The organism is Burkholderia sp. KJ006 (genome assembly GCF_000262695.1).
Classification (GTDB): Bacteria; Pseudomonadota; Gammaproteobacteria; order Burkholderiales; family Burkholderiaceae; genus Burkholderia; species Burkholderia vietnamiensis.
Genome location: NC_017920.1, coordinates 2,824,543 through 2,848,985, shown reverse-complemented (window position 1 = coordinate 2,848,985; position 24,443 = coordinate 2,824,543). Strand labels below are relative to the sequence as shown.

The window sequence follows — 24,443 nt, the reverse complement described above, 5'->3', positions numbered from 1 at the left end:
AATCCAGTGATGCCCGGCCGTCGCAGCGGATCGCTTGCGCTGCGCGGCATGAACGGCATGCACGCGATGCCCGTCGCGCGAACCTGCGCCGCCGTCCGGCCCGGGGAAACGTTCCGGCACACCGCGCGCACCGAACCGGAGACACGATGAATTCAACCGCTTCCCCCGCACCGGCCCGCGCCGGGAGCGTCACGCACGAGCGCCGCGACGCGCTGCTCGTCGTCACGATCGACCATCCGCCCGTCAACGCGCTGTCCGCCGACGTGCGGCGCGGCCTGGCCGATGCGCTCGACGCCGCGCAGGCCGATCACGCAGTCCGCGCGGTGCTGATCGTCGGCGCCGGCCGCAACTTCATCGCGGGCGCCGACATCCGCGAATTCGGCAAGCCGCCCGTGCCGCCGTCGCTGCCCGACGTGTGCGAGCGGATCGAGTCGAGCGCGAAGCCGGTGGTGGTCGCGCTGCACGGCGCGACGCTCGGCGGCGGCCTCGAGGTCGCGCTCGCCGCGCATTACCGGCTCGCATTGCCCGGCGCGAAGCTCGGGCTGCCCGAAGTCACGCTCGGCCTGCTGCCCGGCGCGGGCGGCACGCAGCGCACGCCGCGCCTGATCGGCGCGAAGGCCGCGCTCGACCTGATGCTGACCGGGCGCCACGCAAGCGCGGAAGAAGCGCGCGCGCTCGGCCTCGTCGATCGCGTCGCGCGCAGCGACCAAACGCTCGCCGAAGGTCTCGCGTATGCGCAGGAGCTCGTGTCGCTCGGCGCGCCGGTACGGCGCACGCGCGATGCGCAGGGGCTCGCCGAGCGCACGGCCGCGCAGGCGGCGCTCGCTGCGGCGCGCGCCGAGCTGCCGAAGAAGTCCCGCGGGCTGTTCTCGCCGGCGAAGATCGTCGACGCGGTCGAGGCCGCGCTCACGCTGTCGTTCGACGCGGGAATGAAGCTCGAGCGCAGCCTGTTCCTGCAATGCCTCGACAGCCCGCAGCGCGCGGGCCTCGTGCATGCGTTCTTCGCGGAACGCGAGGCCGCGAAGGCGCCCGAGGCGCGCCGCGCGAGCGCGCGTGCCGTCGAGCGGGTCGGCGTGGTCGGCGGCGGCACGATGGGCGCCGGGATCGCGGTCGCGGCGCTCGACGCGGGCCTGCCGGTGACGATGATCGAACGCGACGACGCGTCGCTCGCACGCGGGCGCGCGCACGTCGAAAAGGTGTACGACGCGCTCGTCGCGAAGGGCCGCATGACGCCGGACGCACGCGCGGCGCGCGTCGCGCGCTTCGACGGCAGCACGCGTTACGACGCGCTCGCGCAGGCCGACGTCGTGATCGAGGCCGTGTTCGAGGACATGGCCGTGAAGCAGGCGGTGTTCGCCGAGCTTGCGCGCGTGTGCAAGCCCGGCGCGGTGCTCGCGACCAACACGTCGTATCTCGACATCGACGCGCTCGCCGCCGGCATCGACCGGCCGGCCGACGTGATCGGCCTGCATTTCTTCTCGCCGGCCAACGTGATGAAGCTGCTCGAGATCGTCGTGCCGAAGCGCGTCAGCGCGGAGGTCGTCGCGACCGCGTTCGCGCTGGCCAGGCAACTGAAGAAGACGCCGGTGCGCGCCGGCGTGTGCGACGGCTTCATCGGCAACCGGATCCTCGCCGTCTACCGCACCGCGGCCGACTACCTGATGGAGGACGGCGCGTCGCCGTACCAGATCGATCGCGCGGTGCGCGATTTCGGCTTCCCGATGGGGCCGTTCCAGGTCGTCGATCTCGCGGGCGGCGACATCGGCTGGGCCACGCGCAAGCGCCGCGCGGCGACGCGCGATCCGCGCGCGCGCTACGTGGAGATCTCCGACCGGCTGTGCGAGCGCGGCTGGTTCGGCCAGAAGAGCGGCCGTGGCTATTACCTGTATCCCGACGGCGCACGCGTCGGCACGCCGGACCCGGAGGTCGACGCGATCGTCGCCGCCGAGCGCGCGAAGAAGGGCATCGTGCCGCGCAGCTTCAGCGACGACGAGATCCTGCGCCGCTACCTCGCCGCGATGATCAACGAAGGCGCGAACGTCGTGCACGAGCGGATCGCGCTGCGCCCGCTCGACGTCGATGCGGTGTTCCTGTACGGCTACGGCTTTCCGCGCCATCGCGGCGGCCCGATGCACTACGCGGACACGGTCGGCCTCGCGAACGTGCTCGCCGACATCCGCGCGTTCGCGAACGAGGATCCGCTGTTCTGGAGGCCGTCGCCGCTGCTCGTCGAGCTGGTCGAGCGCGGCGCGGATTTCGCGAGCCTGAACCGCATCGACTGAACGCCCACCGCATCTGCCACGGACCGAACATGGACCTCAATTTCACGCCCGAAGAGGAAGCCTTCCGCACGGACGTGCAGCGCTTCCTGCAAGCCGAGCTGCCGGCGCGCCTCGCGCGCAAGGTGAAGGGCGGCCTGCACCTGACGCGCGACGACATGCGCGAATGGCACGCGATACTGAACGCACGCGGCTGGCTGGCGAGCCACTGGCCGCGCGAATACGGCGGCCCCGGCTGGAGCGTCGCGCAGAAGTTCCTGTTCGACAACGAATGCGCGCTCGCCGGCGCGCCGCGCATCGTGCCGTTCGGCGTGAACATGCTCGGCCCGGTGCTCATCAAGTACGGCAGCGAGGCGCAGAAGCGCCACTGGCTGCCGCGCATTCTCGACGGCACCGACTGGTGGTGCCAGGGCTATTCGGAGCCGGGCGCCGGATCCGACCTCGCGTCGGTGAAGACGAGCGCGGTGCGCGACGGCGCGCACTACGTCGTGAACGGCCAGAAGACCTGGACCACGCTCGGCCACTACGCGAACATGATCTTCTGCCTGGTGCGCACCGCGACCGACGTGCGCAAGCAGGAAGGCATCAGCTTCCTGCTGATCGACATGAACGCGCCGGGCGTCGACGTGCGTCCGATCATCACGCTCGACGGCGAGCACGAGGTGAACGAGGTGTTCTTCACCGACGTGCGCGTGCCCGTGGAAAACCGCGTCGGTGAGGAGAACCGCGGCTGGACCTACGCGAAATACCTGCTCACCTACGAACGCACCAACATCGCCGGCGTCGGCTTTTCGACGGCCGCGCTCGAGCGGCTGCGCAGCGTCGCCGCGAAGCTGACGAAGAATGGCCGGCCGCTCGCCGACGATCCGCTCTTCGCGGCCCGTATCGCGCGTGTCGAGATCGAGCTCGAGAACATGCGCACGACCAACCTGCGCGTGCTCGCGGCGGTCGCGGGCGGCAGCGTGCCGGGCGCGGAAAGCTCGATGCTGAAGATCCGCGGCACGCAGATCCGCCAGGAGATCACCGCGCTGATGCGCCGCGCGATGGGGCCGTACGCGCAGCCGTTCGTCGAGGAGGCGCTCGACGCCGCGCACGACGGCGCGGCCGTCGGTCCCGACGAAGCGGCGAGCGCCGCGCAGCAGTACTTCAACAATCGCAAGCTGTCGATCTTCGGCGGCTCGAACGAGATCCAGAAGAACATCATCGCGAAGATGATGCTCGGGCTGTAACGAGGAACGCGACGATGGATTTTCAGCACACGGAAGACCGGCGGATGCTGGCGGACACGTTGAACCGCTTCATCGCCGAACAGTATGCGTTCCCGGTGCGCGACCGCATCGCGCGGTCGCCGCAAGGGTGCGATCGCGCGATGTGGCGGCGCTTCGCCGAACTGGGCGCGGTCGGCGCGCTGTTTCCGGAAGCGGACGGCGGCTTCGGCGGCGCGGGCTTCGATATCGCGGTGGTGTTCGAATGCCTCGGCCGCGGGCTCGTCGTCGAGCCGTTTCTCGGCGCGCTGCTCGCGGGCCGCGCGCTGCTGCTGGGCGGCGGTGGCGGCGGCGCGCAGCGCGAACGGCTCGCGCAGTTGATCGACGGCCGCGCGTGCGCCGCGTTCGCGCACGACGAACCGGGCTCGCACTACGAACTGACGACCGTGCGCACGCGCGCCGAGCGCAGCGGCGACGGCTGGGTGCTGACCGGTGCGAAGGGCGTCGTCGAGCAGGCCGCGCAGGCGTCGTTCTTCGTCGTCAGCGCGCGCACGGCCGGCCGCGACGACGACGCGCACGGCATCGGCCTGTTCGTCGTGCCGGCCGATGCGCCTGGCGTGTCGTGGCGCGACTACCGGAAGATCGACGGCGGCCGCGCGGCCGAGGTGCGCTTCGAACGCGTCGCGCTGCCCGGCGAGGCGGCGCTGGTCGACACGCACGACGCGCCCGCCGGCGACGACGGGCAGGGCGCCGCGCTGCTCGAGCGCGTGCTCGGCTACGGGCTGCTCGCGCTGTCGGCCGAGGCGCTCGGCGCGATGGACGTCGCGAAGGAGGCGACGCTCGACTATCTGCGCACGCGCCAGCAGTTCGGGATGCCGATCGGCAGCTTCCAGGCGCTGCAGCACCGGATGGCCGACCTGCTGCTCGAAGTCGAGCAGGCGCGCTCGGCGGTGATCAACGCGGCCGCCCAGCTCGACGCGCCGCGCACGGTGCGCGAACGCGCGCTCGCGGCGGCCAAGTACAGCATCGGCCGGATCGGCACGCTGGTCGCGGAGGAGAGCATCCAGCTGCACGGCGGGATCGGGATGACGTGGGAGCTGCCGCTGTCGCATTACGCGAAGCGGCTGGTGATGATCGATCACCAGCTCGGCGACGAGGACCATCATCTGGCGCGCTACATCGCGCTGGCGAAACGATGACGGCGCGGCGCGTGGATCGAGACGACGGGCAGCCGGACGAAGCGCGCGCGCTGCCGCTCGCCGGCGTGAAGTTGCGTGGTTTCCCGCGCGTGCTCGCGGGCCTCGCCGCCCGGCACCGAATCGTCCGACGAAACGGGAAATCCGTCCGGAACACCGGACGGATGTTTTCCGGAAATCCGGAATGCCGGATTTCCTCGCCTTCCGAATTATGAGAAATGCAATAAAAACAATGGCTTGACGGCTTGCGGAAAGCTGGCATCGACCTTGCGATATGGAATGCACGGCCGTCCACCGGCCCGACTATTACATCAAGGAGACAATCGATGACCACTGCCTTCCACCCCCTTCGGATGTTCTGAGGCATCGCTTGTTGCGGCACGGCAGCCGCGCGGGCGAATGGCCTTATCCCCTGAGACATTCGCCTGCGCGCGTGACGCCGTTTCCACCGGCTCATCTACACCAGCAGGAACCATCGTGAAGAAGAAACCCTTCTACAAAGTGCTTTATGTGCAGGTGATCTTCGCCATCATCGTCGGCGTGATCCTCGGCCACTTCTATCCGGCGCTCGCCACCGACATGAAACCGCTCGGCGACGGCTTCATCAAGCTGATCAAGATGGTGATCGGCCCGATCATCTTCTGTACGGTCGTCACCGGCATCGCCGGCATGGAGGACATGAAGAAGGTGGGCCGCGTCGGCGGCAAGGCGCTGCTGTACTTCGAAATCGTGTCGACCTTCGCGCTGCTGCTGGGCCTCGCGGCCACGCACCTGCTGCGTCCGGGCGTCGGCTTCAACATCGACCCGGCGACGCTCGACGGCAAGGCCGTCGCGTCATACGCGGCGAAGGCGCACGGCCAGTCGACGGTCGACTTCCTGATGCACATCATCCCGAACACGATGGTCGACGCGTTCGCGCAGGGCGAAATCCTGCAGATCCTGCTGATCGCGCTGCTGTTCGGCAGCGTGCTCGCGCACCTCGGCGAGCGCGGCAAGATCGTCACCGACTTCATCGACGGGCTCACGCGCGTGCTGTTCGGCATCGTGCACATCGTCACGAAGCTGGCGCCGATCGGCGCGTTCGGCGCGATGGCGTTCACGATCGGCAAGTACGGCGTCGGCTCGCTGGTGCCGCTGCTCAAGCTGATCGGCACGTTCTACCTGACGTCGATCGTCTTCGTGCTGGTCGTGCTCGGCACGATCGCGCGCTTCACGGGCTTCTCGATCGTCCGCTTCGTGTCGTACATCAAGGAGGAACTGCTGATCGTGCTCGGCACCAGCTCGTCGGAAGCCGCGCTGCCGCAGCTGATGGAAAAGCTCGAGAAGGCCGGCTGCTCGCGTTCGGTCGTCGGCCTGGTCGTGCCGACCGGCTATTCGTTCAACCTCGACGGCACCAACATCTACATGACGATGGCCGTGCTGTTCATCGCGCAGGCCACCAACATCGAACTCACGTGGATGCAGCAGCTCACGCTGCTGGCGGTCGCGATGCTGACGTCGAAGGGCGCGAGCGGCGTTACCGGCGCGGGCTTCATCACGCTCGCCGCGACGCTCGCCGTCGTGCCGACCATCCCGCTGTCGGGCATGGTGCTGATCCTCGGCATTGACCGCTTCATGAGCGAATGCCGTGCGCTGACCAACATCGTCGGCAACGGTGTCGCGACGGTCGTCGTGTCCGCGTGGGAGAAGGAGCTCGACCGCAACAAGCTGCGCGATGCGCTGAAGGGCAACCGCGACGTCACGCCGACCGAGACGGCCGGCGTCTGACGGCGTGAGCGAGCAGGCGGTGCCGCCCGCGGGCGGCGCGCCGCGCGGCGGTGCGGGCGGTGCGGGCGGCGGGCGGGACGCCTATGACACAATAGGCGATCCGCATCGCCAGGAAGTCTCGTCCGTGAAGCGCCGCCTGTACATCCTCGTCGTGCTCGCCGCCGCACTCGCGGCGGCTTGCGCGCTGACGTGGAGCATCACGTGGCAGCGCGGCGTCGCCGAGCTGCAGCGCAACGCCGCGGTGCGGGTCAACCGCACGACCAGCGCGCTGAAGAGCACGCTCGATCGCTACGAGTCGCTGCCTTATCTGCTCGGCAGCCATCCGTACGTGCAGGACCTGCTGGCCGAGCCGCAGCGCGCCGATCTCACCGCGCGCGCCAACCGCTATCTCGAAGATCTCAACGAACACGCGCACGCGACCGTCACCTACGTGGTCGGCGCGGACGGCCTGTGCGTCGCAGCCAGCAACTGGCGCGCGCCCGACAGCTTCGTCGGCATCGAATATCGCTTCCGGCCCTATTTCATCGACGCGATGAACGGCCGGGTCGGCCGCTTCTTCGGCATCGGCACGATCTCGCGCGATCCCGGCTACTACATCTCGCAACCGGTGTGGCGCGACGGCAGGATCGCCGGCGTCGTCGTCGTGAAGCTCAACCTCGAATGGTTCCAGGGCGCCGATGCCTCCGAGCCGCTGGTGGTCGCCGACGATCACGGCGTCGTGTTCCTGTCGTCCGTGCCCGCGTGGAAATATCACACGCTGCATCCGTTGACCGAGCCGGTCGCCGCGTCGATCTACGAGACGCGCCAGTACGCGCAGCAGCCCGTCACGCCGCTGCCGCTGCGCGTCGAGCAAGTGCTCGGCGCCGACGCGGAGATCGTTCGCGTGGGCGCCGGCCGGCGCGCGCCGCGCTTTCTCGCGAGCAAGCGCCGGATCGGCGAGCCCGACTGGCTGCTCGTCACGCTCGCGCCGCTCGCCCCCGTCGACGCCGACGCCCGCAACGCGACGATCGTCACCGGCTTCGGCTTCGTGTCGATCGCGCTGCTGGCGTTCTACTGGCGCATGCGTCGCGCCCGTGTGCGCGAGATGATCCGCGGCCGCGCGCTGCTGCAGCAGGCGTATGCGGAGCTGAACCGGCGCGTCGAGGAGCGCACGGCCGATCTGTCGCAGGCCAACGCGCAACTGCAGAAGGAAGTCGGCGACCGGATTCGCGCGGAGCAGGAGTTGCGCGCCGCGCACGACGAGCTGATCCAGGCGAGCAAGCTGGCCGCGCTCGGCCAGATGGCGGCCGGCATCACCCATGAACTGAACCAGCCGCTCGCGGCGCTGCGCAGCTTCTCGGACAACACGCGCGTGCTGCTCGACCGCGGCGAGCAGGGCGCCGCGCGCGAGAACCTCGAGGCGATCGCCGCGCTGACCGAGCGGATGGGCAAGATCACCAACCAGCTGAAGCTGTTCGTCGGCCGCGCGAAGCCGCGCAACGAGCGGGCGCTCGTCGTGCGCGCGCTGCGCAGCGTGCTCGCGCTGCTCGGCGAACGGATGCGCGGCGTCGCGCTCACGCTGACGCTGCGCGATGCGACCGTGGCGCCGGCGCAGGACGCGCCGCTCGATCTCGCGGGCGACTATCCGGAGCTGGTCGCGCGCTGCGAGGATCTGCGCCTCGAACAGGTGCTGATCAATCTGCTCGGCAACGCGCTCGACGCGGTCGGCGGGGCGGCTGCGGCGGCGGTCGTCGCCGCGCCGGCGATCGACGTGACGATCGTCGTGTCGGCCGCGACGCTGTCGATCGAGGTGCGCGACAACGGCCCCGGCATTGCGCCGGACCTGCTGCCGCGCCTGTTCGAACCGTTCTTCACGACCAAGGAGATGGGGCGCGGGCTCGGGCTCGGCCTCGCGATCTCGTCGTCGATCGCGAGCGACGCGGGCGGCGCGCTGACCGCGCGCAACGCGCCGGACGGCGGCGCGCTGTTCGTCTTGACGCTGCGGCGCGCGCGCACGCATCATCCGGACGCGGCGTCCGAGCCGATCGGCTCGCGCTAGGCCGCACCACCGGCATCAACGAGAGCCGCGCACGGGTCGCGCGGCGTGTCAGGAGCGAGTGACCAAGATGGCCAACCGGCTGCAAGTGATCTATATCGAAGACGATGCGCTCGTGCGCCGGGCGAGCGTGCAGAGCCTGCAGCTCGCCGGGTTCGACGTCGCCGGGTTCGAGTCGGCCGAGGCGGCCGACAAGGCGCTCGTCGCGGAGAACGCCGGCGTGATCGTCAGCGATATCCGGCTGCCCGGCGCGAGCGGGCTCGACCTGCTCGCGCAGTGCCGCGAGCGCGTCCCGGACGTGCCGGTGATCCTCGTCACCGGCCACGGCGACATCTCGATGGCCGTGCAGGCGATGCGCGACGGCGCCTACGATTTCATCGAAAAGCCCTTCGCGGCCGAGCGGCTGATCGAGACGGTGCGGCGCGCGCTCGAGCGGCGCGAGCTGGTGCTCGAGAACCATGCGCTGCGGCGCGAGCTGGCCGGCCAGAACATCGTCGCGCCGCGCATCATCGGCCGCAGCCCGGCGATCGAACAGGTGCGCAAGCTGATCGCGAACGTCGCGCCGACCGATGCGTCGGTGCTGATCAACGGCGACACGGGCGCCGGCAAGGAGCTGATCGCGCGCAGCCTGCACGAGCTGTCGCCGCGCCGCGACAAGCCGTTCATCGCGGTGAACTGCGGCGCGCTGCCCGAGCCGATGTTCGAGTCGGAGATGTTCGGCTACGAGTCGGGGGCGTTCACCGGCGCCGCGAAGCGCCGCGTCGGCAAGCTCGAATACGCGTCCGGCGGCACGCTGTTTCTCGACGAGATCGAGAGCATGCCGCTCGCGCTGCAGGTGAAGCTGCTGCGCGTGCTGCAGGACGGCGTGCTCGAGCGGCTCGGCTCGAACCAGCCGATCCGCGTGAACTGCCGCGTCGTCGCGGCCGCGAAGGGCGACATGAGCGAACTCGTCGCGGCCGGCACGTTCCGGCGCGACCTGCTGTACCGGCTCAACGTCGTGACGATCGCGCTGCCGCCGCTCGCCGAGCGTCGCGAGGACATCGTGCCGCTGTTCGAGCACTTCATGCTCGACGCGGCCGTGCGCTACGGGCGGCCGGCGCCCGTGCTGACCGACCGCCAGCGCGCGAGCCTGATGCAGCGCGACTGGCCCGGCAACGTACGCGAGCTGCGCAACGCGGCCGACCGCTTCGTGCTCGGCGTCGCCGACATGCCCGAGCAATCCGGGGCGAGCGACGACGACGCGGAGCACGACCAGACGCTGAAGGAGCGCGTCGAGCAGTTCGAGCGCGCGGTGATCGCGCAGGCGCTGAACCAGACGGGCGGGGCGGTCGCGGCGACGGCCGACCGGCTGCATGTCGGCAAGGCGACGCTGTACGAGAAGATGAAGCGCTACGGGCTGTCGGCGAAGGGCGACACCGACCGCTGAAAATGAAAGCGGACCGCGGAACCGGGCTGGCCGGTCGGGCGGTCCGCTCTGGCGAGCTGCGCGCCGTGGGCGGCGCGGTCGTTCGGTTCGGGTGGGGCGGCGCTCAGGCCGCGTTGCCGTCGAGCGCCTTCTTGAGCAGTGCGTCGAGCTCCGCGAATTGCGGCGCGCCGACGTAGCGCTTCAGGATCTTGCCGTCCTTGTCGACGACGAAGGTCGTCGGCGTCAGCTGCACGTTGCCGAACTGCTTGGCGACGCTGCCGTCGTCCAGCGCGACCTTGAACGGCAGCTGGCGCGTCTGTGCATAGTTCGCGACGTACATCGGCGGGTCGTAGTTCATCGCGACCGCGACGAATTCGAGCCCCTGGCCCTTGAAACGGTTATAGGTATCGACCATCTGCGGCATTTCCTGCATGCAGGTGGCGCAGCTCGTCGCCCAGAAATTGACGAGGTAGACCTTGCCCTTCAGGTCGCCGCCGGTCGACACCTTTTGGCCCGACAGCAGCGTGAAGGTGGCGTCCGGCACGGTGGACTTGCCGTTGAACGCGAAGAAGCCGGCAACGGCGATGGCCGCGACGACGACGGCCGCGGCGATATAGCGGGCGCGGCCGGTGCGGCGTTGGGCGGAAGGCGTGGTGTTCATCTGGGTGCTCTCGGAGTCGGTCGATGATGCGGATCGATGCGAAGGACGGCGAAATTCGGCGATCATTCTAGCGCGAATGCGGCTGGCGCACCGGCCGCCGCTACGCGTGTCGGCCGCCGGCTTCGGCGGATAATACGCGTTTCGCCTGTCCCCATCACTGCCATGCCGAAGCACGCCGCCGATTCGTCGAGCCCCTTTTTTCGTCCGCTGCGACACTGCGCGGCGCTTGCATGCGTGAGCGTCGTGCTGGCCGCGTGCTCGCCGTCGTATGACTGGCGCACGCTGCACAACGACGCGGGTTATACGATCGACCTGCCGGCGAAGCCGACCGTCGAAAACCAGCCGGTGGCGGTGGGCGGCGCGACGATGCCCATGCGGATGCAGGCTGCGCATGTGGCCGGCGCGGTGTTCGCGGTCGGCACGCTGACGCTGCCGGACGAGCGTGAAGAGACCCGCCGTGCGGCGCTCGAATTCCTGCGCGCCGGGCTGTCGCGCAACCTCGACGGCACGCCGGCCACGGCCGCCGTGCGCGTGCCGCTCGCGGCGGGCGGCGCGGTGGACGGGCTCGAGTTGCGCATCGCCGGCGCGGCGAGCGGCGGCGACCACGCGCGCCGGACGATCGTCGCGCGGCTCGCCGCGCGCGGCCGCCACGCATACCAGGCGGTCGTGATCATGGACGGCCCGCTCGCGCAGGAACAGCTCGATCAATTTTTCGGCTCGTTCAAACTCGACTGAAGCCGACGCGCGGACACCCGCCGCGATTGAAAGTTCGTTCGCAGCTTTCGCCGCTAATCGCCGGATTTTGCGGGGATTTTCCGGCTATCCACAGCGCATGTGGATAACTTTGTTGAAAAGTTGACCGGATTGCCCGCGAAGCCGCACCGGGCGGCCTTCACGCGCATTTGGGCTTCGCCGCGCCGTTTCGTAAAATTCAATGGAAACAAAGAGATAGCGACGAGTGATGACACGGTTGCCGGCGCTGCCCGTGGCCCGGCTGGATTCGCGAAATTGTGCATAAGTCAAGTCTTGACAGCGCAATTTTGTGATCGGGCCGCGCTCACAGCGCGGTGAGCGCGCGCCGGTAGCGGATCGCCTCGGCGATCTGCGCGGCCGTCGGGGACGGATCGCCGGCCAGATCGGCGATCGTGCGGGCGACCTTCAGCACGCGGAAATACGCGCGCGCCGACCAGCCGAAGCGCTCGCCGGCCTCGCGCAACAGCCGCTCGCCGTCGTCGGTCGGGCGGCACAGGTCGTCGGTCTCGCGGCCGCTCAGCATGTGGTTCGTCTTGCCCTGCCGCGCCAGTTGCACGGCGCGCGCCCGCGCGACGCGCTCGGCGACCACGGCGCTCGGCTCGCCGGGCGCCGACGCGCGCGCCGCGAGTTCGGCCACCGACAGCGCGGGCACGTCGATCTGGATGTCGATGCGATCGAGCAGCGGCCCGGACAGCTTGCGCAGATAGCGCGTCGCGACGTCCGGTGCGCAGCGGCAGCGTCCGGAAGGATCGCCGTGCCAGCCGCACGGGCAGGGGTTCATCGCGGCGATCAGCTGACAGGCGGCGGGAAAATCGGCTTGCTGCGCAGCGCGCGAGATCGTGATGCGGCCGCCTTCGAGCGGCTCGCGCAACATTTCCAGCACGTGCCGGTCGAATTCGGGCAGCTCGTCGAGAAACAGCACGCCCAGATGGGCCAGCGTGATCTCGCCCGGCTGCGGCGGATTGCGGCCGCCGACCAGCGCGGCGGCGCTCGACGAGTGGTGCGGCGAGCGGAACGGCCGCCGCCGCCAGTGCGCGGGCGAGAAGCCGAGGCGGCTCGCCGACAGCAGCGCGGCGGAGGTCAGCGCCTCGTCGTCGGTCAGTGGGGGCAGCAGGCCGGGCAGCCGCGCTGCCAGCATCGACTTGCCGGCGCCGGGCGGACCGATCATCAGTATGTGGTGGCCGCCCGCGGCGGCCACTTCGAGCGCGCGTCGTGCGCCCCGCTGGCCGACGACGTCGGCGAGATCAGGCGCGGCCGGTGCCGGCAAGCCGTCGACGCACGGCGCCGCGACCGGCACGAGTCGCGCGTCGGGCGCACCGGAGAGGTGCGCGCAGAGCGTGGGCAGGTCGGGGGCGCCGTACACGATGACGCCCGGTACGAGCGCAGCCTCGGCGGCGCTGTCGAACGGTAGGTAGAGCTCCGGCGCTCGCGCGTGGGGTTCGGGTGCGGTATTGGCGGCGGAGTTTGAGTCGGAGCCTGAGCAGGCGCCTGTGCCGAAGCCGGCACCGGAGCCGGAGCCAGAGCCAGAGCCGGAGCCAGAGCCAGAGCCAGAGCCAGAGCCAGAGCCAGAGCCAGAGCCAGAGCCAGAGCCAGAGCCAGAGCCAGAGCCAGAGCCAGAGCCAGAGCCAGAGCCAGAGCCAGAGCCAGAGCCAGAGCCAGAACCGAAACCATCGCGGGTTGCGTCGGCGCGTCCGTCGCGCGCCGTGCCGCAGGCCATCGCGAACGCACCGCGCATCGGCCGCAGCGCGCCGGTCAGCGACAGCTCACCGGCGAATTCGCGGCCAGCCAGCGCGTCGACCGGGATCTGGCCGTTGGCCGCGAGAATGCCGAGCGCGATGGGCAGGTCGAAGCGGCCGGATTCTTTCGGCAGGTCGGCCGGTGCGAGATTGACGGTGATGCGCCTGACCGGGAAGTCGAATCCGCAGTTCTGCAGCGCGGCGCGCACGCGCTCGCGGCTTTCGCGGACTTCGACGTCGGGCAGGCCGACGATCGAGAACGACGGCAACCCGTTGGCAAGATGGACTTCGACGGTGACGTCCGGCGCGCGGCCGGCCGCCGGCGCGCGACTGCGCACCACGGCGAGCGACATGGCGAGGCTCCTGTGTATGAATCGGACGGCTACGGGCGTGCGAGGCCGCCTGCCTTCGGAAATCGGAGAGTCAGGGCGCGCGTGCCGGCGTGGCGCGGAAAAAAACGATGAACTGCGAAGAACGAAGGACCGCGAAGAGCGAGGGACAGCGAAGAGCGAAGGACGGCGAAGAGCGAAGGACAGCGAAGAGCGAAGGACAGCGAAGAGCGACGAACAGCGAAGATCTAAGGCCAGCAGAACCCGACGAACAGCATAGGACAGCGAACAGCAGGCAGTGCAAACCTCCCCGGACCGCTCGCCGGTGCTACCGGCGCGGGCGAGCGCCACGCGAAGCGGCCCGCGCCCGGCCGGTCAGCCGGTGCGGCGCGTCAGTCCTGCGACGCCGCGAGCCTCGACTCGAGTTCCGCGACGCGCTTCTCGAGCTCCTCGAGACGCACGCGGGTGCGGGCGAGCACCTGCGCCTGGGTGTCGAATTCCTCGCGCGTGACGAGATCGAGCTTCGAGAAGCCTTGCGTCAGCATCGCCTTCACGTTGCGCTCGACATCCTTGGCCGGCGAGTTTTTCAGCAGGTCGCCGACGCGCGACTGCAGGTCGTTGAAAACATCGCTGGGTTGTTTCATGTGATTCCCCTTCGTTGCACAAAAAGTGTGCATCTTCAGTTGCGTACGTGCCCATGATGCACGCATGACCGGAAATGGTGCGCCGGCGGCGCGAATTCCGGGCATGGCGCCCGCATGGGTGAATGGCCCGGGAAACCGGGACGTGCGTGCACTCTAGCAACGATCCTTTCGGTGCGCCAGCAAACCGCGCCACGTTGGCCATTCGGCCGGGCTCGCGGACCTTTCAACGGCTGGTGCGACCCCGCTCCGGAGCCGTTCGAACCGGCGCTCACGCAAACATGGCATGCGAGTTGCTGAGGAGAGAACCGTTACAACATTCCAAACCAATTCGACGGGACAACCCAGCGAGAGGACTTTCATGAAACTCATTACCGCAATCATCAAGCCGTTCAAGCTCGATGAGACGCGCGAGGCGCTCTCCGCGCTTGGCGTCTCCGGCATCACGGTGACGGAGGTGAAAGGGTTCGGGCGCCAGAAGGGGCACACCGAGCTGTACCGCGGCGCGGAGTACGTCGTCGATTTCCTGCCGAAGATGAAGATCGAGGCCGCGGTGTCCGACGATCTGGTCGACCAGGCCGTCGAGGCGATCGAGCGGGCCGCACGCACCGGCAAGATCGGCGACGGGAAGATCTTCGTCACGCCGATCGAGCAGGTGATCCGGATCCGGACCGGGGAGACAGGCGCTGACGCGCTGTAACAGACAAAGACAAGCGACAAGAGGAAACCCGAGATGCGCAAACTTCTGATGTCCCTGCTGATGGCAGGCTCGCTGATCGCGGCCGGTGTCGGCCCCGCGCTTGCTGACGATGCGGCCTCCGCCGCCGCTGCGTCCGCGCCTGCCGCCACGGCTTCCGACGCGTCGGCCGCCGCCGCGCCGGCCGCTTCTGCTCCGGCCGCCACGGACGCCTCGGCGCCCGCCGCCGCCACCGCACCCGCTTCGGGCGCTGCCGACGCATCGGCTGCCGCCGCCGCGTCCGCGCCCGCCGCCCCGGCAGCGCCGACCGCACCGTTCTCCGTCGATTCGTCGAAGATCAGCGCCGGCGACACCGCGTGGATGCTCACCTCCTCCGCGCTCGTGCTGTTCATGACGATCCCCGGCCTCGCGCTGTTCTACGCGGGCATGGTCCGCAAGAAGAACGTGCTCGCGACCGTGATGCAGAGCTTCGCGATCACCGCGCTGATCACGGTGCTGTGGACGGTGGTGGGCTACAGCCTCGCGTTCACGCCGGGCAACGGCTTCATCGGCGGCCTGTCGCGCGTGTTCCTGCACGGGATGAATTACATCAAGGGCGACAAGGCGACCACGCTGACCGTCAGCCATCTTGCCACGACGATCCCCGAGTCGGTCTACTTCGTCTATCAGATGACGTTCGCGATCATCACGCCGGCGCTGATCTGCGGCGCGTTCGCCGACCGGATGAAGTTCTCCGCGATGCTGGTGTTCATGGCGCTCTGGTCGCTGATCGTCTATGTGCCGATCGCGCACATGGTGTGGGAGCCGACCGGCTGGCTGTCGGCAGACGGCGTGCTCGACTTCGCGGGCGGCACGGTGGTGCACATCAACGCCGGTATCGCAGGCCTGATCTCGTGCCTGGTGCTCGGCAAGCGCGTCGGCTACGGCCGCGAATCGATGGCGCCGCACAACCTGGTGCTGACGATGATCGGCGGCTCGATGCTTTGGGTCGGCTGGTTCGGTTTCAACGCGGGTTCGGCAGTCGCGGCTGACGGCCGTGCCGGCTTCGCGATGCTGACGACGCAAGTCGCGACGGCATGTGCGGCGCTCGGCTGGATGTTCGCGGAGTGGGTCGCGAAGGGCAAGCCGTCGGTGCTCGGCATCGTGTCGGGCGCGGTCGCGGGTCTGGTGGCGATCACGCCGGCAGCCGGCTTCGTCGGCGTGACGGGCGCACTGGTGATCGGCATCGCGGCCGGCGTCGTGTGCTTCTGGTCGGCCACGTGGCTCAAGTCGAAGCTCGGCTACGACGATTCGCTCGACGCATTCGGCGTACACGGCGTGGGCGGGATCCTCGGCGCACTGCTGACCGGCGTGTTCGCGGTCAAGGACATCGGCGGCGCGGACGGCAGCCTGCTGCTGCAGGCGAAGGGCGTGCTGATCACGCTGGTCTACAGCGGCGTGCTGAGCTTCGTGCTGCTGAAGCTGATCGACATGACGATCGGCCTGCGCGTGACCGAAGAGGAAGAGCGCGAAGGTCTGGACGTGATCCTGCACGGCGAACACGTCGAGTAAGTCGTACGAATGACGGCGGGCCGCCACGCATGCGGTGCCCGCCCCGAATGAGCGCAGCGACTTCAGCCCGCCCACCCGGCGGGCTTTTTTTCTCCTGTCGTGCGCTGCCGTAGCGCATAACCCTGCAGACTATCGGGTCAATAGCCGAAATCTCCCCTCCAAATCCTTGTGAAGCCGGGAACAATCCCCAAATGGGCAAGGCAATTGCTCTACAATCTTCATTCTCCCGCTCGCGAGTGATTCATGGTTCCCCACCTGGTTACTGCGTTGAATGGTCCGCTGCTCGAGCTCGAGCAGAAGATCCTCGACGCGACGCCTGCAATCGAACGCTGGTTCAGGCTCGAATGGCAGGAACACACGCCGCCGTTCTATTGTTCGGTGGACCTGCGCAACGCCGGCTTCAAGCTGGCGCCCGTCGACGCGAACCTGTTCCCCGGCGCATTCAACAACCTGCCGTCCGAAGTGCTGCCGCTCGCCGTCCAGGCCGCGATGGCCGCGATCGAGAAGATCTGCCCGGACGCCAAGAATCTGCTCGTGATCCCCGAGTTGCCGACCCGCAACGCGTTCTACCTCGAGAACGTCGCGCGGCTCGCGACGATCATGCGTCAGGCCGGCCTGAACGTGCGCTTCGGCTCGCTCGATCCGAGCATCACCGACATGACGCCGATCACGCTGGCCGACGGCCAGAAGATCGTGCTCGAGCCGCTCGAGCGCTCGCAGCGCCGCCTCGGCCTGAAGAATTTCGATCCGTGCTCGATCCTGTTGAACAACGACCTGTCGGCCGGGATTCCGTCCGTGCTGGAGAACCTGCACGAGCAGTATCTGCTGCCGCCGCTGCACGCCGGCTGGGCCGTGCGCCGCAAGTCGACGCACTTCTCGTGCTACGACGACGTCGCGAAGAAGTTCGCGAAGATGGTCGGCGTCGATCCGTGGATGGTGAACCCGTACTTCGCGCACGTCGAAGGCGTCGACTGGCAGGCGCATGAAGGCGAGCAGGCGCTCGCCGACGCGATCGACAGCGTGCTGAAGAAGATCGCGCGCAAGTACCGCGAATACGGGATCAGCGAAAAGCCGTACGTCGTCGTGAAGGCCGATGCGGGCACCGCCGGACGCGGCGTGATGACGGTGCACGACGCGGCCGAGATCGGCCGCATGTCGAAGGCCGAGCGCGCGCAGATGGCCGAGTCGAAGGCCGGCCTCGCGGTGCGCGACGTGATCGTGCAGGAAGGCGTCTATACGTTCGAGCGCGTCGGCGACGAAGTCGCCGAGCCGGTCGTGTACATGATCGACCGCTATGTGGTCGGCGGCTTCTACCGCACCCACGGCGGCCGCGAGCGCGACCAGAACCTGAACGCGCCGGGCATGCATTACGTGCCGCTCGGCTTCGAGCACACCGCGCTGCCGGATGCCGGCGCGAAGCCGGGCGCCGCGCCGCCGAACCGCTTCTACATGTACGGCGTCGTTGCACGGCTGGCGCTGATCGCAGCGTCGATCGAACTCGAAAAGACCGATCCCGAAGCCATCCAGGTGTAACGGCTTCGCTACGTACAGGACCCGCATGGACATTCTCTTTATCGCCGACCCGCTCGATTGCTTCAAGATCTACAAGGACTCGACCTACGCGATGATGGCGGAGGCCGCGCGCCGCGGGCATGCGATCTACATGTGTCAGCCGCACCAGCTCGCGTGGACGGGCTCGGGCGTCGAGGCCGACGTGCAGCGCGTGACGATCGTCGGCGACACGGCCGACCTGCATCGCCATCCGTGGTACGAGGCGGCCGCGCACGAGTCGCGCCAGCTGACGTCGTTCGGCGCGGTGCTGATGCGCAAGGATCCACCGTTCGACATGGAGTACGTGACGGCCACCTGGATGCTCGAGCTCGCCGAACGGGCGGGCGCACACGTGTTCAACAAGCCGCAGTCGATCCGCGATCATTCGGAGAAGCTCGCGATCGGCGAGTTTCCGCAATTCGTCGCGCCGACCCTCGTCACGCGCGACGCGGCGCGCCTGCGTGCGTTTCATGCCGAACACGGCGACGTGATCGTGAAGCCGCTCGACGGCATGGGCGGAATGGGCGTGTTCCGCGTGAAGGCCGACGGGATGAACCTCGGCGCGATCATCGAGATGCTCGGCCATGACGGCACGCGCTCGCTGATGATTCAGAAGTTCATTCCGGAGATCAAGGCCGGCGACAAGCGCATCCTGTTGATCGCGGGCGAGCCGGTGCCGTATTCGCTCGCGCGGATTCCGCAGGGCAGCGAGGTGCGCGGCAATCTCGCGGCCGGCGGGCTCGGCGTCGCGCAGCCGCTGACGCCGCGCGATCGCGAGATCGCCGAGACGCTCGGCCCGGTGCTCGCCGCGCGCGGGCTGCTGCTGGTCGGGCTCGACGCGATCGGCGACTGGCTGACCGAGGTGAACGTGACGAGCCCGACGTGCTTTCGCGAGATCATGGAGCAGACCGGCTTCGACGTCGCCGCGATGTTCATCGACGCGCTGGAGCGGGCGGCCGCGTAGCCCGCTTTCGCGCGCAATCCCGGCGGCGGCCGCGCAGGTCCACCGCTGCCGGAGCGGTTCGACCGGCCTGCTACAATGCCCGCCTGCCCGGTGCCGCGACCAGCGCGCCGACGGCCCGGCGGTCGGGCCGAAACCGTTGCAAGGCTGAACATGACACGTTTTCCCCACTCGCTATGCTCGTTGCCCCGCCACGGGGCGGAGGCAGTCTGACATGGCCGGGATCCTGATCATCGCGCATGCGCCGCTCGCCACCGCGTTGCGCGACTGCATCGCCCATATCTACGGCGGCGTGCCCGCACGCATCGGCTGCATCGACGTACTCGCCGACAGCGACCCCGCCCAGGTGATGGCGTTCGCGCATGCCGAGCTCGCACGGCTGCGGGAAGAAAACGGCGTCGTCGTGCTCACCGACATGTACGGTGCGACGCCCGCGAACATCGCCGGGCAGCTCGCGAAGCTTGAGAACGTGCGCGTGCTGGCCGGCGTGAATCTGCCGATGCTCGTGCGCGCCGTCTGCTACCGTTCCGTGCCGCTCGACAAGCTCGTCGACAAGGCGCTGTCCGGCGGCGCGAAGGGCGTCCACGAAGTGGCGGCCGGCACGCCGCCGCCACCGTCCGAAGCCGGCTGCGGGCAGTGCGCGCCGATTCCGCCCGAGCCGCAACCGCGCACGGAATCGCACTGACGCCCCGTATTCACGTTTTAGACTGACCCGCCGACGGCACGTCGCCGGCGGCCTCGACCGACCCGACCGAGAATCATGCTTCAACAAGAAACCACCATCGTCAACAAATTGGGGCTGCATGCGCGCGCATCGGCCAAGCTCACGCAACTGGCCGGCAACTTCCAGTCGGAAGTCTGGATGACGCGCAATGGGCGCAAGATCAATGCGAAGAGCATCATGGGTGTGATGATGCTGGCGGCCGGCATCGGCAGCACGGTCACGATCGAGACCGAAGGTCCGGACGAGCGCGAAGCGATGGACGCGCTGCTGAAGCTGATCGCCGACAAGTTCGGCGAGGGTCAGTGAGCGTCGCGGGATCGTTGCCGTTTCCGAGCAGAATGCCGCGTTTCCCGCGGCATTTTTTTCGCGCGCGGCATTGATGCGGAAGGTGCAATGCTGCACTGCTCGCAGCCAGCGGGCAGGCGCGGAATTTATAATCGCTGACCGGGGTCATAAGCGCATCGCAGCAGTGTGCCGCGGCTTTTCATGTACAGAGGAGGTGCGCGTGTCCTTCACGCTGCATGGCATTCCCGTCTCACGTGGTATCGCGATCGGGCGAGCGTATCTGATCGCGCCGGCGGCGCTCGACGTCGCCCATTACCTGATCGACACGAGCCAGATCGATGCCGAGGTCGAGCGTTTTCGCGCGGCGCGCGAGGGTGTGCATCGCGAGCTCGAGGCGCTGCGTGCCGACCTGACCGACGACACGCCGACCGAAGTCGGCGCATTCATCGACGTCCACGCGATGATCCTCAGCGATGCGATGCTCGTGCAGGAGACCATCGACCTGGTCCGCACGCGACGCTACAACGTCGAATGGGCGCTGACCGAGCAGCTCGAGCTGCTCACGCGTCACTTCGACGACATCGAGGACGAATACCTGCGCGAGCGCAAGGCCGACATCGAGCAGGTCGTCGAGCGGGTGCTGAAGGCGCTGGCCGGCGCGCCGTCGGCGTCGCAGGCGCTCGACCGTGCCGCCGCGCAAGGCCAGAACGAGATGATCGTGGTCGCGCACGACATCGCGCCGGCCGACATGATGCAGTTCAAGTCGCAGTCGTTCCAGGCCTTCGTCACCGATCTCGGCGGCCGCACGTCGCACACGGCGATCGTCGCGCGCAGCCTCGGCATTCCGGCCGCGGTCGGCGTCCAGCATGCGAGCGCGCTGATCCGCCAGGACGACCTGATCATCGTGGACGGCGACCAGGGGATCGTCATCGTCGATCCGGCGCCGATCGTCCTCGAGGAATATTCGTACCGGCAATCGGAGAAACTGCTCGAGCAGCGCAAGCTGCAGCGGCTGAAGTTCTCGCCGACGCAAACGCTGTGCGGCACCAAGATCGACCTGTACGCGAACATCGAGCTGCCCGACGACGCGAAGGCGGCCGTCGAGGCAGGCGCCGTTGGCGTCGGCCTGTTCCGCTCCGAGTTCCTGTTCATGCATCAGAAGCAGATGCCGGAGGAGGAGGAGCAGTTCGCCGCGTACAAGCGCGCCGTCGAATGGATGAAGGGCATGCCGGTGACGATCCGCACGATCGACGTCGGCGCGGACAAGCCACTCGAGGCGCTCGACGAAGGCTACGAGACGGCGCCGAACCCGGCGCTCGGGCTGCGCGCGATCCGCTGGAGCCTGTCCGAACCGCAGATGTTCCTCACGCAACTGCGCGCGATCCTGCGCGCGTCCGCGTTCGGGCAGGTGAAGATCCTGATCCCGATGCTGGCCCACGCGCAGGAGATCGACCAGACGCTCGACCTGATCCGCGAGGCGAAGCGCCAGCTCGACGATGCGGGGCTCGCGTACGATCCGAACGTGCGCGTCGGCGCGATGATCGAGATTCCGGCCGCGGCGATCGCGCTGCCGCTGTTCCTGAAGCGCTTCGACTTCCTGTCGATCGGCACGAACGACCTGATCCAGTACACGCTCGCGATCGATCGCGCGGACAACGCGGTCGCGCACCTGTACGACCCGCTCCATCCGGCGGTGCTGCATCTGATCGCCTATACGCTGCGCGAGGCGAAGCGCGCGGGCGTGGCGGTGTCGGTATGCGGGGAAATGGCCGGCGATCCGGCGCTGACGCGTCTGTTGCTCGGCATGGGGCTCACGGAATTCTCGATGCACCCCAGCCAGTTGCTGGTGGTCAAGCAGGAGATCCTGCGGGCGCATCTGAAGGCGCTCGAGAAGCCGACGGCCGACGTGCTGGCCGCGTTCGAGCCGGAGGAAGTGCAGGCGGCGCTCCAGCGCCTGGCGGTCGCCGAGCCGCGCGCGGACGCGGCGGCTTAGGCCGCAGGTCGCCACGCCTGCAATGGCGGCGCGACGTCATGCAGGCGCCCGCGGGCGCATGCATGACGCAATCAGTGCCGGCCGCCGCATACCGGGCAGTCGGCCTGCCGCGCGATCTTCATCGTGGTCCATTCCATCCGCAGCGAATCGAGCATCATCAGCCGGCCGTTGAGCGTCGTGCCGAACGCGCCGATCACACGCAGCGCCTCGGCGGCCTGCATCGCGCCGATGATCCCGACCGTCGGCGCGAACACGCCCATCGTCGCGCACGCGACTTCCTCGAACGGCTGGTCTTCCGGAAACACGCACGCATAGCACGGCGCGGCCGCGTCGCGGAAGTCGAACGTGCTGATCTGGCCGTCGAAGCGCAACGCAGCGCCCGACACGAGCGGCACGCCGTGCGCGACGCACGCGCGGTTGATCGCATGGCGCGTCGCGAAATTGTCGGTGCAGTCGAGCACGACGCTCGCACGCGGCACATGTTCGTCGAGCCATGCATCGTCGGCGCGCAGCGCGGCCGCATGCACCGTCACTTCCGGGTTCAGCTGCACGAGCGCGTCGCGGCCCGACTCGACCTTGCTGCGGCCGACCGACGCCGTCGCGTGCAGGATCTGCCGCTGCAGGTTGGTGAGATCGACGGTGTCGGCATCGGCCAGCGTGATCGTGCCGACGCCGGACGCCGCGAGATACATCGCGGCCGGTGAGCCCAGGCCGCCCGCGCCGACGATGAGCGCATGCGCGTCGAGAAAGCGCTGCTGCGCGTCGATGCCGATTTCGTCGACGAGGATGTGGCGGGAATAGCGAAGGAGTTGATCGTCGTTCATGGAGTGTCGGGCGCCGCATGCCGGCGGCGGCGCGCTTGCCTTGGCGTCTGTCTGCGTATTCTAGGCGCACATGAAAAACGGGCCATCGCGGTCTTCCCGCGATGGCCCGTCGGATGCCGGCCGAGGCTTACTGCGGCGCGGACGCCGGCTTCGGCGCGGCTGCCTTTGCGCCCGACGCCTTCGCGGCGGACGCGGCCTTGCCGGCCGGGCTCTTGGTCGTGCTTTCAGCGAGCAGCGACTTCGATTCCTGCACCGGCTTGCCTTCGAGCTTGTTCAATGCCTGCTGCATCATGAAGTCGTCGGCGCTGCCGAACTCGATCGGCTTGCGATCGCGATCCTTCTGGCGTTGCTCCGGCGTCTTCTTGTCGTTCTGCTCTTCGAGCAGGCGCAGCTGATCCATCCGGCGTTGCTCGCGCTCTTCCTGTTCCTTCTTCTCGTTCGGGTCCTGCGTGTTCGCGAGGTGGTTCGTGTAGTCGACCTCGCGCGTCACGAGCACGTCGTCCGGATCGCCGTCCGCGTACTGATCGACCGGCACGTCGGGCGTGATGCCCTTGTTCTGGATCGAACGGCCGCTCGGCGTGTAGTAGTAGGCGGTCGTCAGGCGCAGCGCCGTGTCGGCCGTCATCGGGCGCACCGTCTGCACCGAGCCCTTGCCGAACGTCGTCTTGCCCATGATCTGCGCGCGCTTCGAATCCTGCAGCGCGCCGGCGACGATTTCCGACGCGGACGCCGAATACGCGTTGGTCAGCACGACCATCGGCACGGTCTTGAAGATCGGCGGCAGATTCTTCAGCGGATCGCCGTCGAACGAGGGCAGACGGTAGTTGTCGTAGGTGTCGCGGTAGACCTGCTTCGAATCCGGGATCTGGCCGTTGGTCGATACGACGACGGAATCCGGCGGCAGGAACGCGCCGGCGACGCCGACCGCGCTCTGCAGCAGGCCGCCGCCGTTGTTGCGCAGATCGAGAATCAGGCCCTTCAGGTTCGGCTGCTGACGCGCGATGTCCTGCAGCTTCGCGGCGAGGTCGGGCGTCGTGCGTTCCTGGAAGCTCGTGATCCGGATGTAGGCGTAGCCCGGGTCGAGCATCTTCATCTTGACGCTCTGGACCTTGATGATCGCGCGCGTGACCGTGACCGGGAACGTGCGGTCGTCGCTCTTGCGGAAGATCGTCAGCGTGACCTTGGTGCCCGGCTCGCCGCGCATCTGCTTGACGGCCTTGTCGAGCGTCATGCCGCGCACCGGCTTGTCGTTGATGCGGGTGATCAGGTCGCCCGGACGGATGCCGGCGCGGAACGCGGGCGTGTCCTCGATCGGCGAGATCACCTTGACGAGGCCGTCTTCCTGCGAGATCTCGATGCCGAGGCCGGCGAAGCGGCCCTTGGTCTGCTCCTGCAGCTCGTCGTAGTCGGTCTTGTCGAGGAACGACGAGTGCGGATCGAGGCTCGACACCATGCCCTTGATCGCCGCCGTCAGCAGCTTCTTGTCGTCGACCGGCTCGACGTACTCGCGCTTGATCTGGCCGAACACTTCCGCGAACAGACGGAGTTGGTCGAGGGGAAGCGGCGCCGTGGCCGTCTGCTCGGCCGACGCCGAAATCTGCAGCGTGGCGAATACGCCCGTGGCGAGGCCCGCGGCAATCAGGCCGATGTTCTTCAATTTCATTCGCATAGAGAGTCTGGTGCGGTCGGGAAGCGCGTGGCGGTAGCGGGGATGTAGCGGACAAGTATAACTGTTCGTCCGATTACTCAGTGCAACGGTGCGAAACCGGTGCCAAGCGGCTCCGGCGCCGTACCGCCGCACGCGCGGCGGTGTTCGAAAGCCGCTTCGACAGCGCCGGGGCGGCAAAGGT

General features: G+C 68.4%; 20 protein-coding genes. 15 read left to right on the top strand and 5 right to left on the bottom strand.

Annotation, left to right across the window (positions count from 1 at the left end; all coding sequences use genetic code 11):
- Window positions 1-146 precede the first annotated feature (146 nt).
- From MYA_RS12850 to MYA_RS12825, 7 genes are all read left to right on the top strand, one after another.
- Window positions 147-2,282, top strand: coding sequence for a 3-hydroxyacyl-CoA dehydrogenase NAD-binding domain-containing protein (locus MYA_RS12850; RefSeq protein ID WP_014723715.1), 2,136 nt, complete (start codon window positions 147-149; stop codon window positions 2,280-2,282).
- A 29-nt stretch (window positions 2,283-2,311) separates the two neighbouring features.
- Entirely contained in the window at window positions 2,312-3,508 is a 1,197-nt protein-coding gene (locus MYA_RS12845; protein WP_014723714.1) for an acyl-CoA dehydrogenase family protein, read from the top strand.
- 14 nt (window positions 3,509-3,522) lie between these two features.
- Window positions 3,523-4,683 (top strand): acyl-CoA dehydrogenase family protein, encoded by a 1,161-nt coding sequence (locus tag MYA_RS12840; RefSeq protein ID WP_014723713.1) that lies wholly within the window; start codon window positions 3,523-3,525, stop codon window positions 4,681-4,683.
- A gap of 11 nt (window positions 4,684-4,694) precedes the next feature.
- On the top strand, window positions 4,695-4,895 hold the full coding sequence (locus tag MYA_RS31045; RefSeq protein ID WP_148278555.1) for a hypothetical protein: 201 nt from the start codon (window positions 4,695-4,697) through the stop codon (window positions 4,893-4,895).
- Window positions 4,896-5,157: 262 nt separating this feature from the next.
- A complete protein-coding gene (locus MYA_RS12835) occupies window positions 5,158-6,447 on the top strand; it encodes a dicarboxylate/amino acid:cation symporter (protein WP_014723711.1) in 1,290 nt (429 codons plus the stop codon).
- Between the two features lie 4 nt (window positions 6,448-6,451).
- Entirely contained in the window at window positions 6,452-8,485 is a 2,034-nt protein-coding gene (locus MYA_RS12830) for a sensor histidine kinase (RefSeq protein WP_014723710.1), read from the top strand.
- Between the two features lie 67 nt (window positions 8,486-8,552).
- Window positions 8,553-9,908, top strand: a complete 1,356-nt coding sequence (locus tag MYA_RS12825; RefSeq protein ID WP_011886125.1) for a sigma-54-dependent transcriptional regulator — start codon at window positions 8,553-8,555, stop codon at window positions 9,906-9,908.
- A gap of 103 nt (window positions 9,909-10,011) precedes the next feature.
- Here the strand turns inward: MYA_RS12825 and MYA_RS12820 are convergent, their stop codons facing one another.
- A complete protein-coding gene (locus MYA_RS12820; protein WP_011886124.1) occupies window positions 10,012-10,548 on the bottom strand; it encodes a peroxiredoxin family protein in 537 nt (178 codons plus the stop codon).
- A 162-nt stretch (window positions 10,549-10,710) separates the two neighbouring features.
- Here MYA_RS12820 and MYA_RS12815 point away from each other — a divergent pair, with 162 nt between their 5' ends.
- A complete protein-coding gene (locus tag MYA_RS12815; RefSeq protein WP_014723708.1) occupies window positions 10,711-11,283 on the top strand; it encodes a hypothetical protein in 573 nt (190 codons plus the stop codon).
- Window positions 11,284-11,605: 322 nt separating this feature from the next.
- On the opposite strand, the gene MYA_RS12810 is transcribed toward MYA_RS12815, so the two are convergent.
- Together MYA_RS12810 and MYA_RS12805 are read right to left on the bottom strand one after the other, a co-directional pair.
- A complete protein-coding gene (locus MYA_RS12810; RefSeq protein WP_041493896.1) occupies window positions 11,606-13,390 on the bottom strand; it encodes a YifB family Mg chelatase-like AAA ATPase in 1,785 nt (594 codons plus the stop codon).
- A 368-nt stretch (window positions 13,391-13,758) separates the two neighbouring features.
- Window positions 13,759-14,010: an accessory factor UbiK family protein gene (locus MYA_RS12805; protein WP_011886121.1), complete on the bottom strand. Its 252-nt coding sequence runs from the start codon at window positions 14,008-14,010 to the stop codon at window positions 13,759-13,761.
- Between the two features lie 358 nt (window positions 14,011-14,368).
- Between MYA_RS12805 and MYA_RS12800 the strand changes: the two genes are divergently transcribed.
- From MYA_RS12800 to ptsP, 7 genes are all read left to right on the top strand, one after another.
- On the top strand, window positions 14,369-14,707 hold the full coding sequence (locus tag MYA_RS12800; RefSeq protein ID WP_006398175.1) for a P-II family nitrogen regulator: 339 nt from the start codon (window positions 14,369-14,371) through the stop codon (window positions 14,705-14,707).
- 33 nt (window positions 14,708-14,740) lie between these two features.
- A complete protein-coding gene (locus MYA_RS12795; protein ID WP_014723706.1) occupies window positions 14,741-16,255 on the top strand; it encodes an ammonium transporter in 1,515 nt (504 codons plus the stop codon).
- A gap of 243 nt (window positions 16,256-16,498) precedes the next feature.
- Window positions 16,499-17,788 carry a glutamate--cysteine ligase gene (gshA, locus tag MYA_RS12790; RefSeq protein ID WP_014723704.1) on the top strand — a complete coding sequence of 430 codons (1,290 nt, stop codon included), beginning with the start codon at window positions 16,499-16,501 and terminating at the stop codon, window positions 17,786-17,788.
- A 25-nt stretch (window positions 17,789-17,813) separates the two neighbouring features.
- The gene (gshB, locus tag MYA_RS12785) at window positions 17,814-18,770 is read left to right on the top strand and encodes a glutathione synthase (RefSeq protein ID WP_014723703.1); all 957 of its coding nucleotides are present in this window, start codon (window positions 17,814-17,816) and stop codon (window positions 18,768-18,770) included.
- 211 nt (window positions 18,771-18,981) lie between these two features.
- Window positions 18,982-19,452, top strand: a complete 471-nt coding sequence (locus MYA_RS12780) for a PTS sugar transporter subunit IIA (protein WP_011886117.1) — start codon at window positions 18,982-18,984, stop codon at window positions 19,450-19,452.
- Window positions 19,453-19,527: 75 nt separating this feature from the next.
- Window positions 19,528-19,797 (top strand): HPr family phosphocarrier protein, encoded by a 270-nt coding sequence (locus MYA_RS12775; RefSeq protein WP_006477716.1) that lies wholly within the window; start codon window positions 19,528-19,530, stop codon window positions 19,795-19,797.
- Window positions 19,798-19,996: 199 nt separating this feature from the next.
- Complete coding sequence (gene ptsP / locus MYA_RS12770) at window positions 19,997-21,769, top strand: phosphoenolpyruvate--protein phosphotransferase (RefSeq protein WP_014723702.1); 1,773 nt, start codon at window positions 19,997-19,999, stop codon at window positions 21,767-21,769.
- Window positions 21,770-21,840: 71 nt separating this feature from the next.
- Here the strand turns inward: ptsP and MYA_RS12765 are convergent, their stop codons facing one another.
- Entirely contained in the window at window positions 21,841-22,593 is a 753-nt protein-coding gene (locus tag MYA_RS12765) for a HesA/MoeB/ThiF family protein (protein WP_014723701.1), read from the bottom strand.
- Window positions 22,594-22,720: 127 nt separating this feature from the next.
- Window positions 22,721-24,262, bottom strand: coding sequence for a S41 family peptidase (locus tag MYA_RS12760; protein ID WP_011886114.1), 1,542 nt, complete (start codon window positions 24,260-24,262; stop codon window positions 22,721-22,723).
- Between the last annotated feature and the right edge of the window lie 181 nt (window positions 24,263-24,443).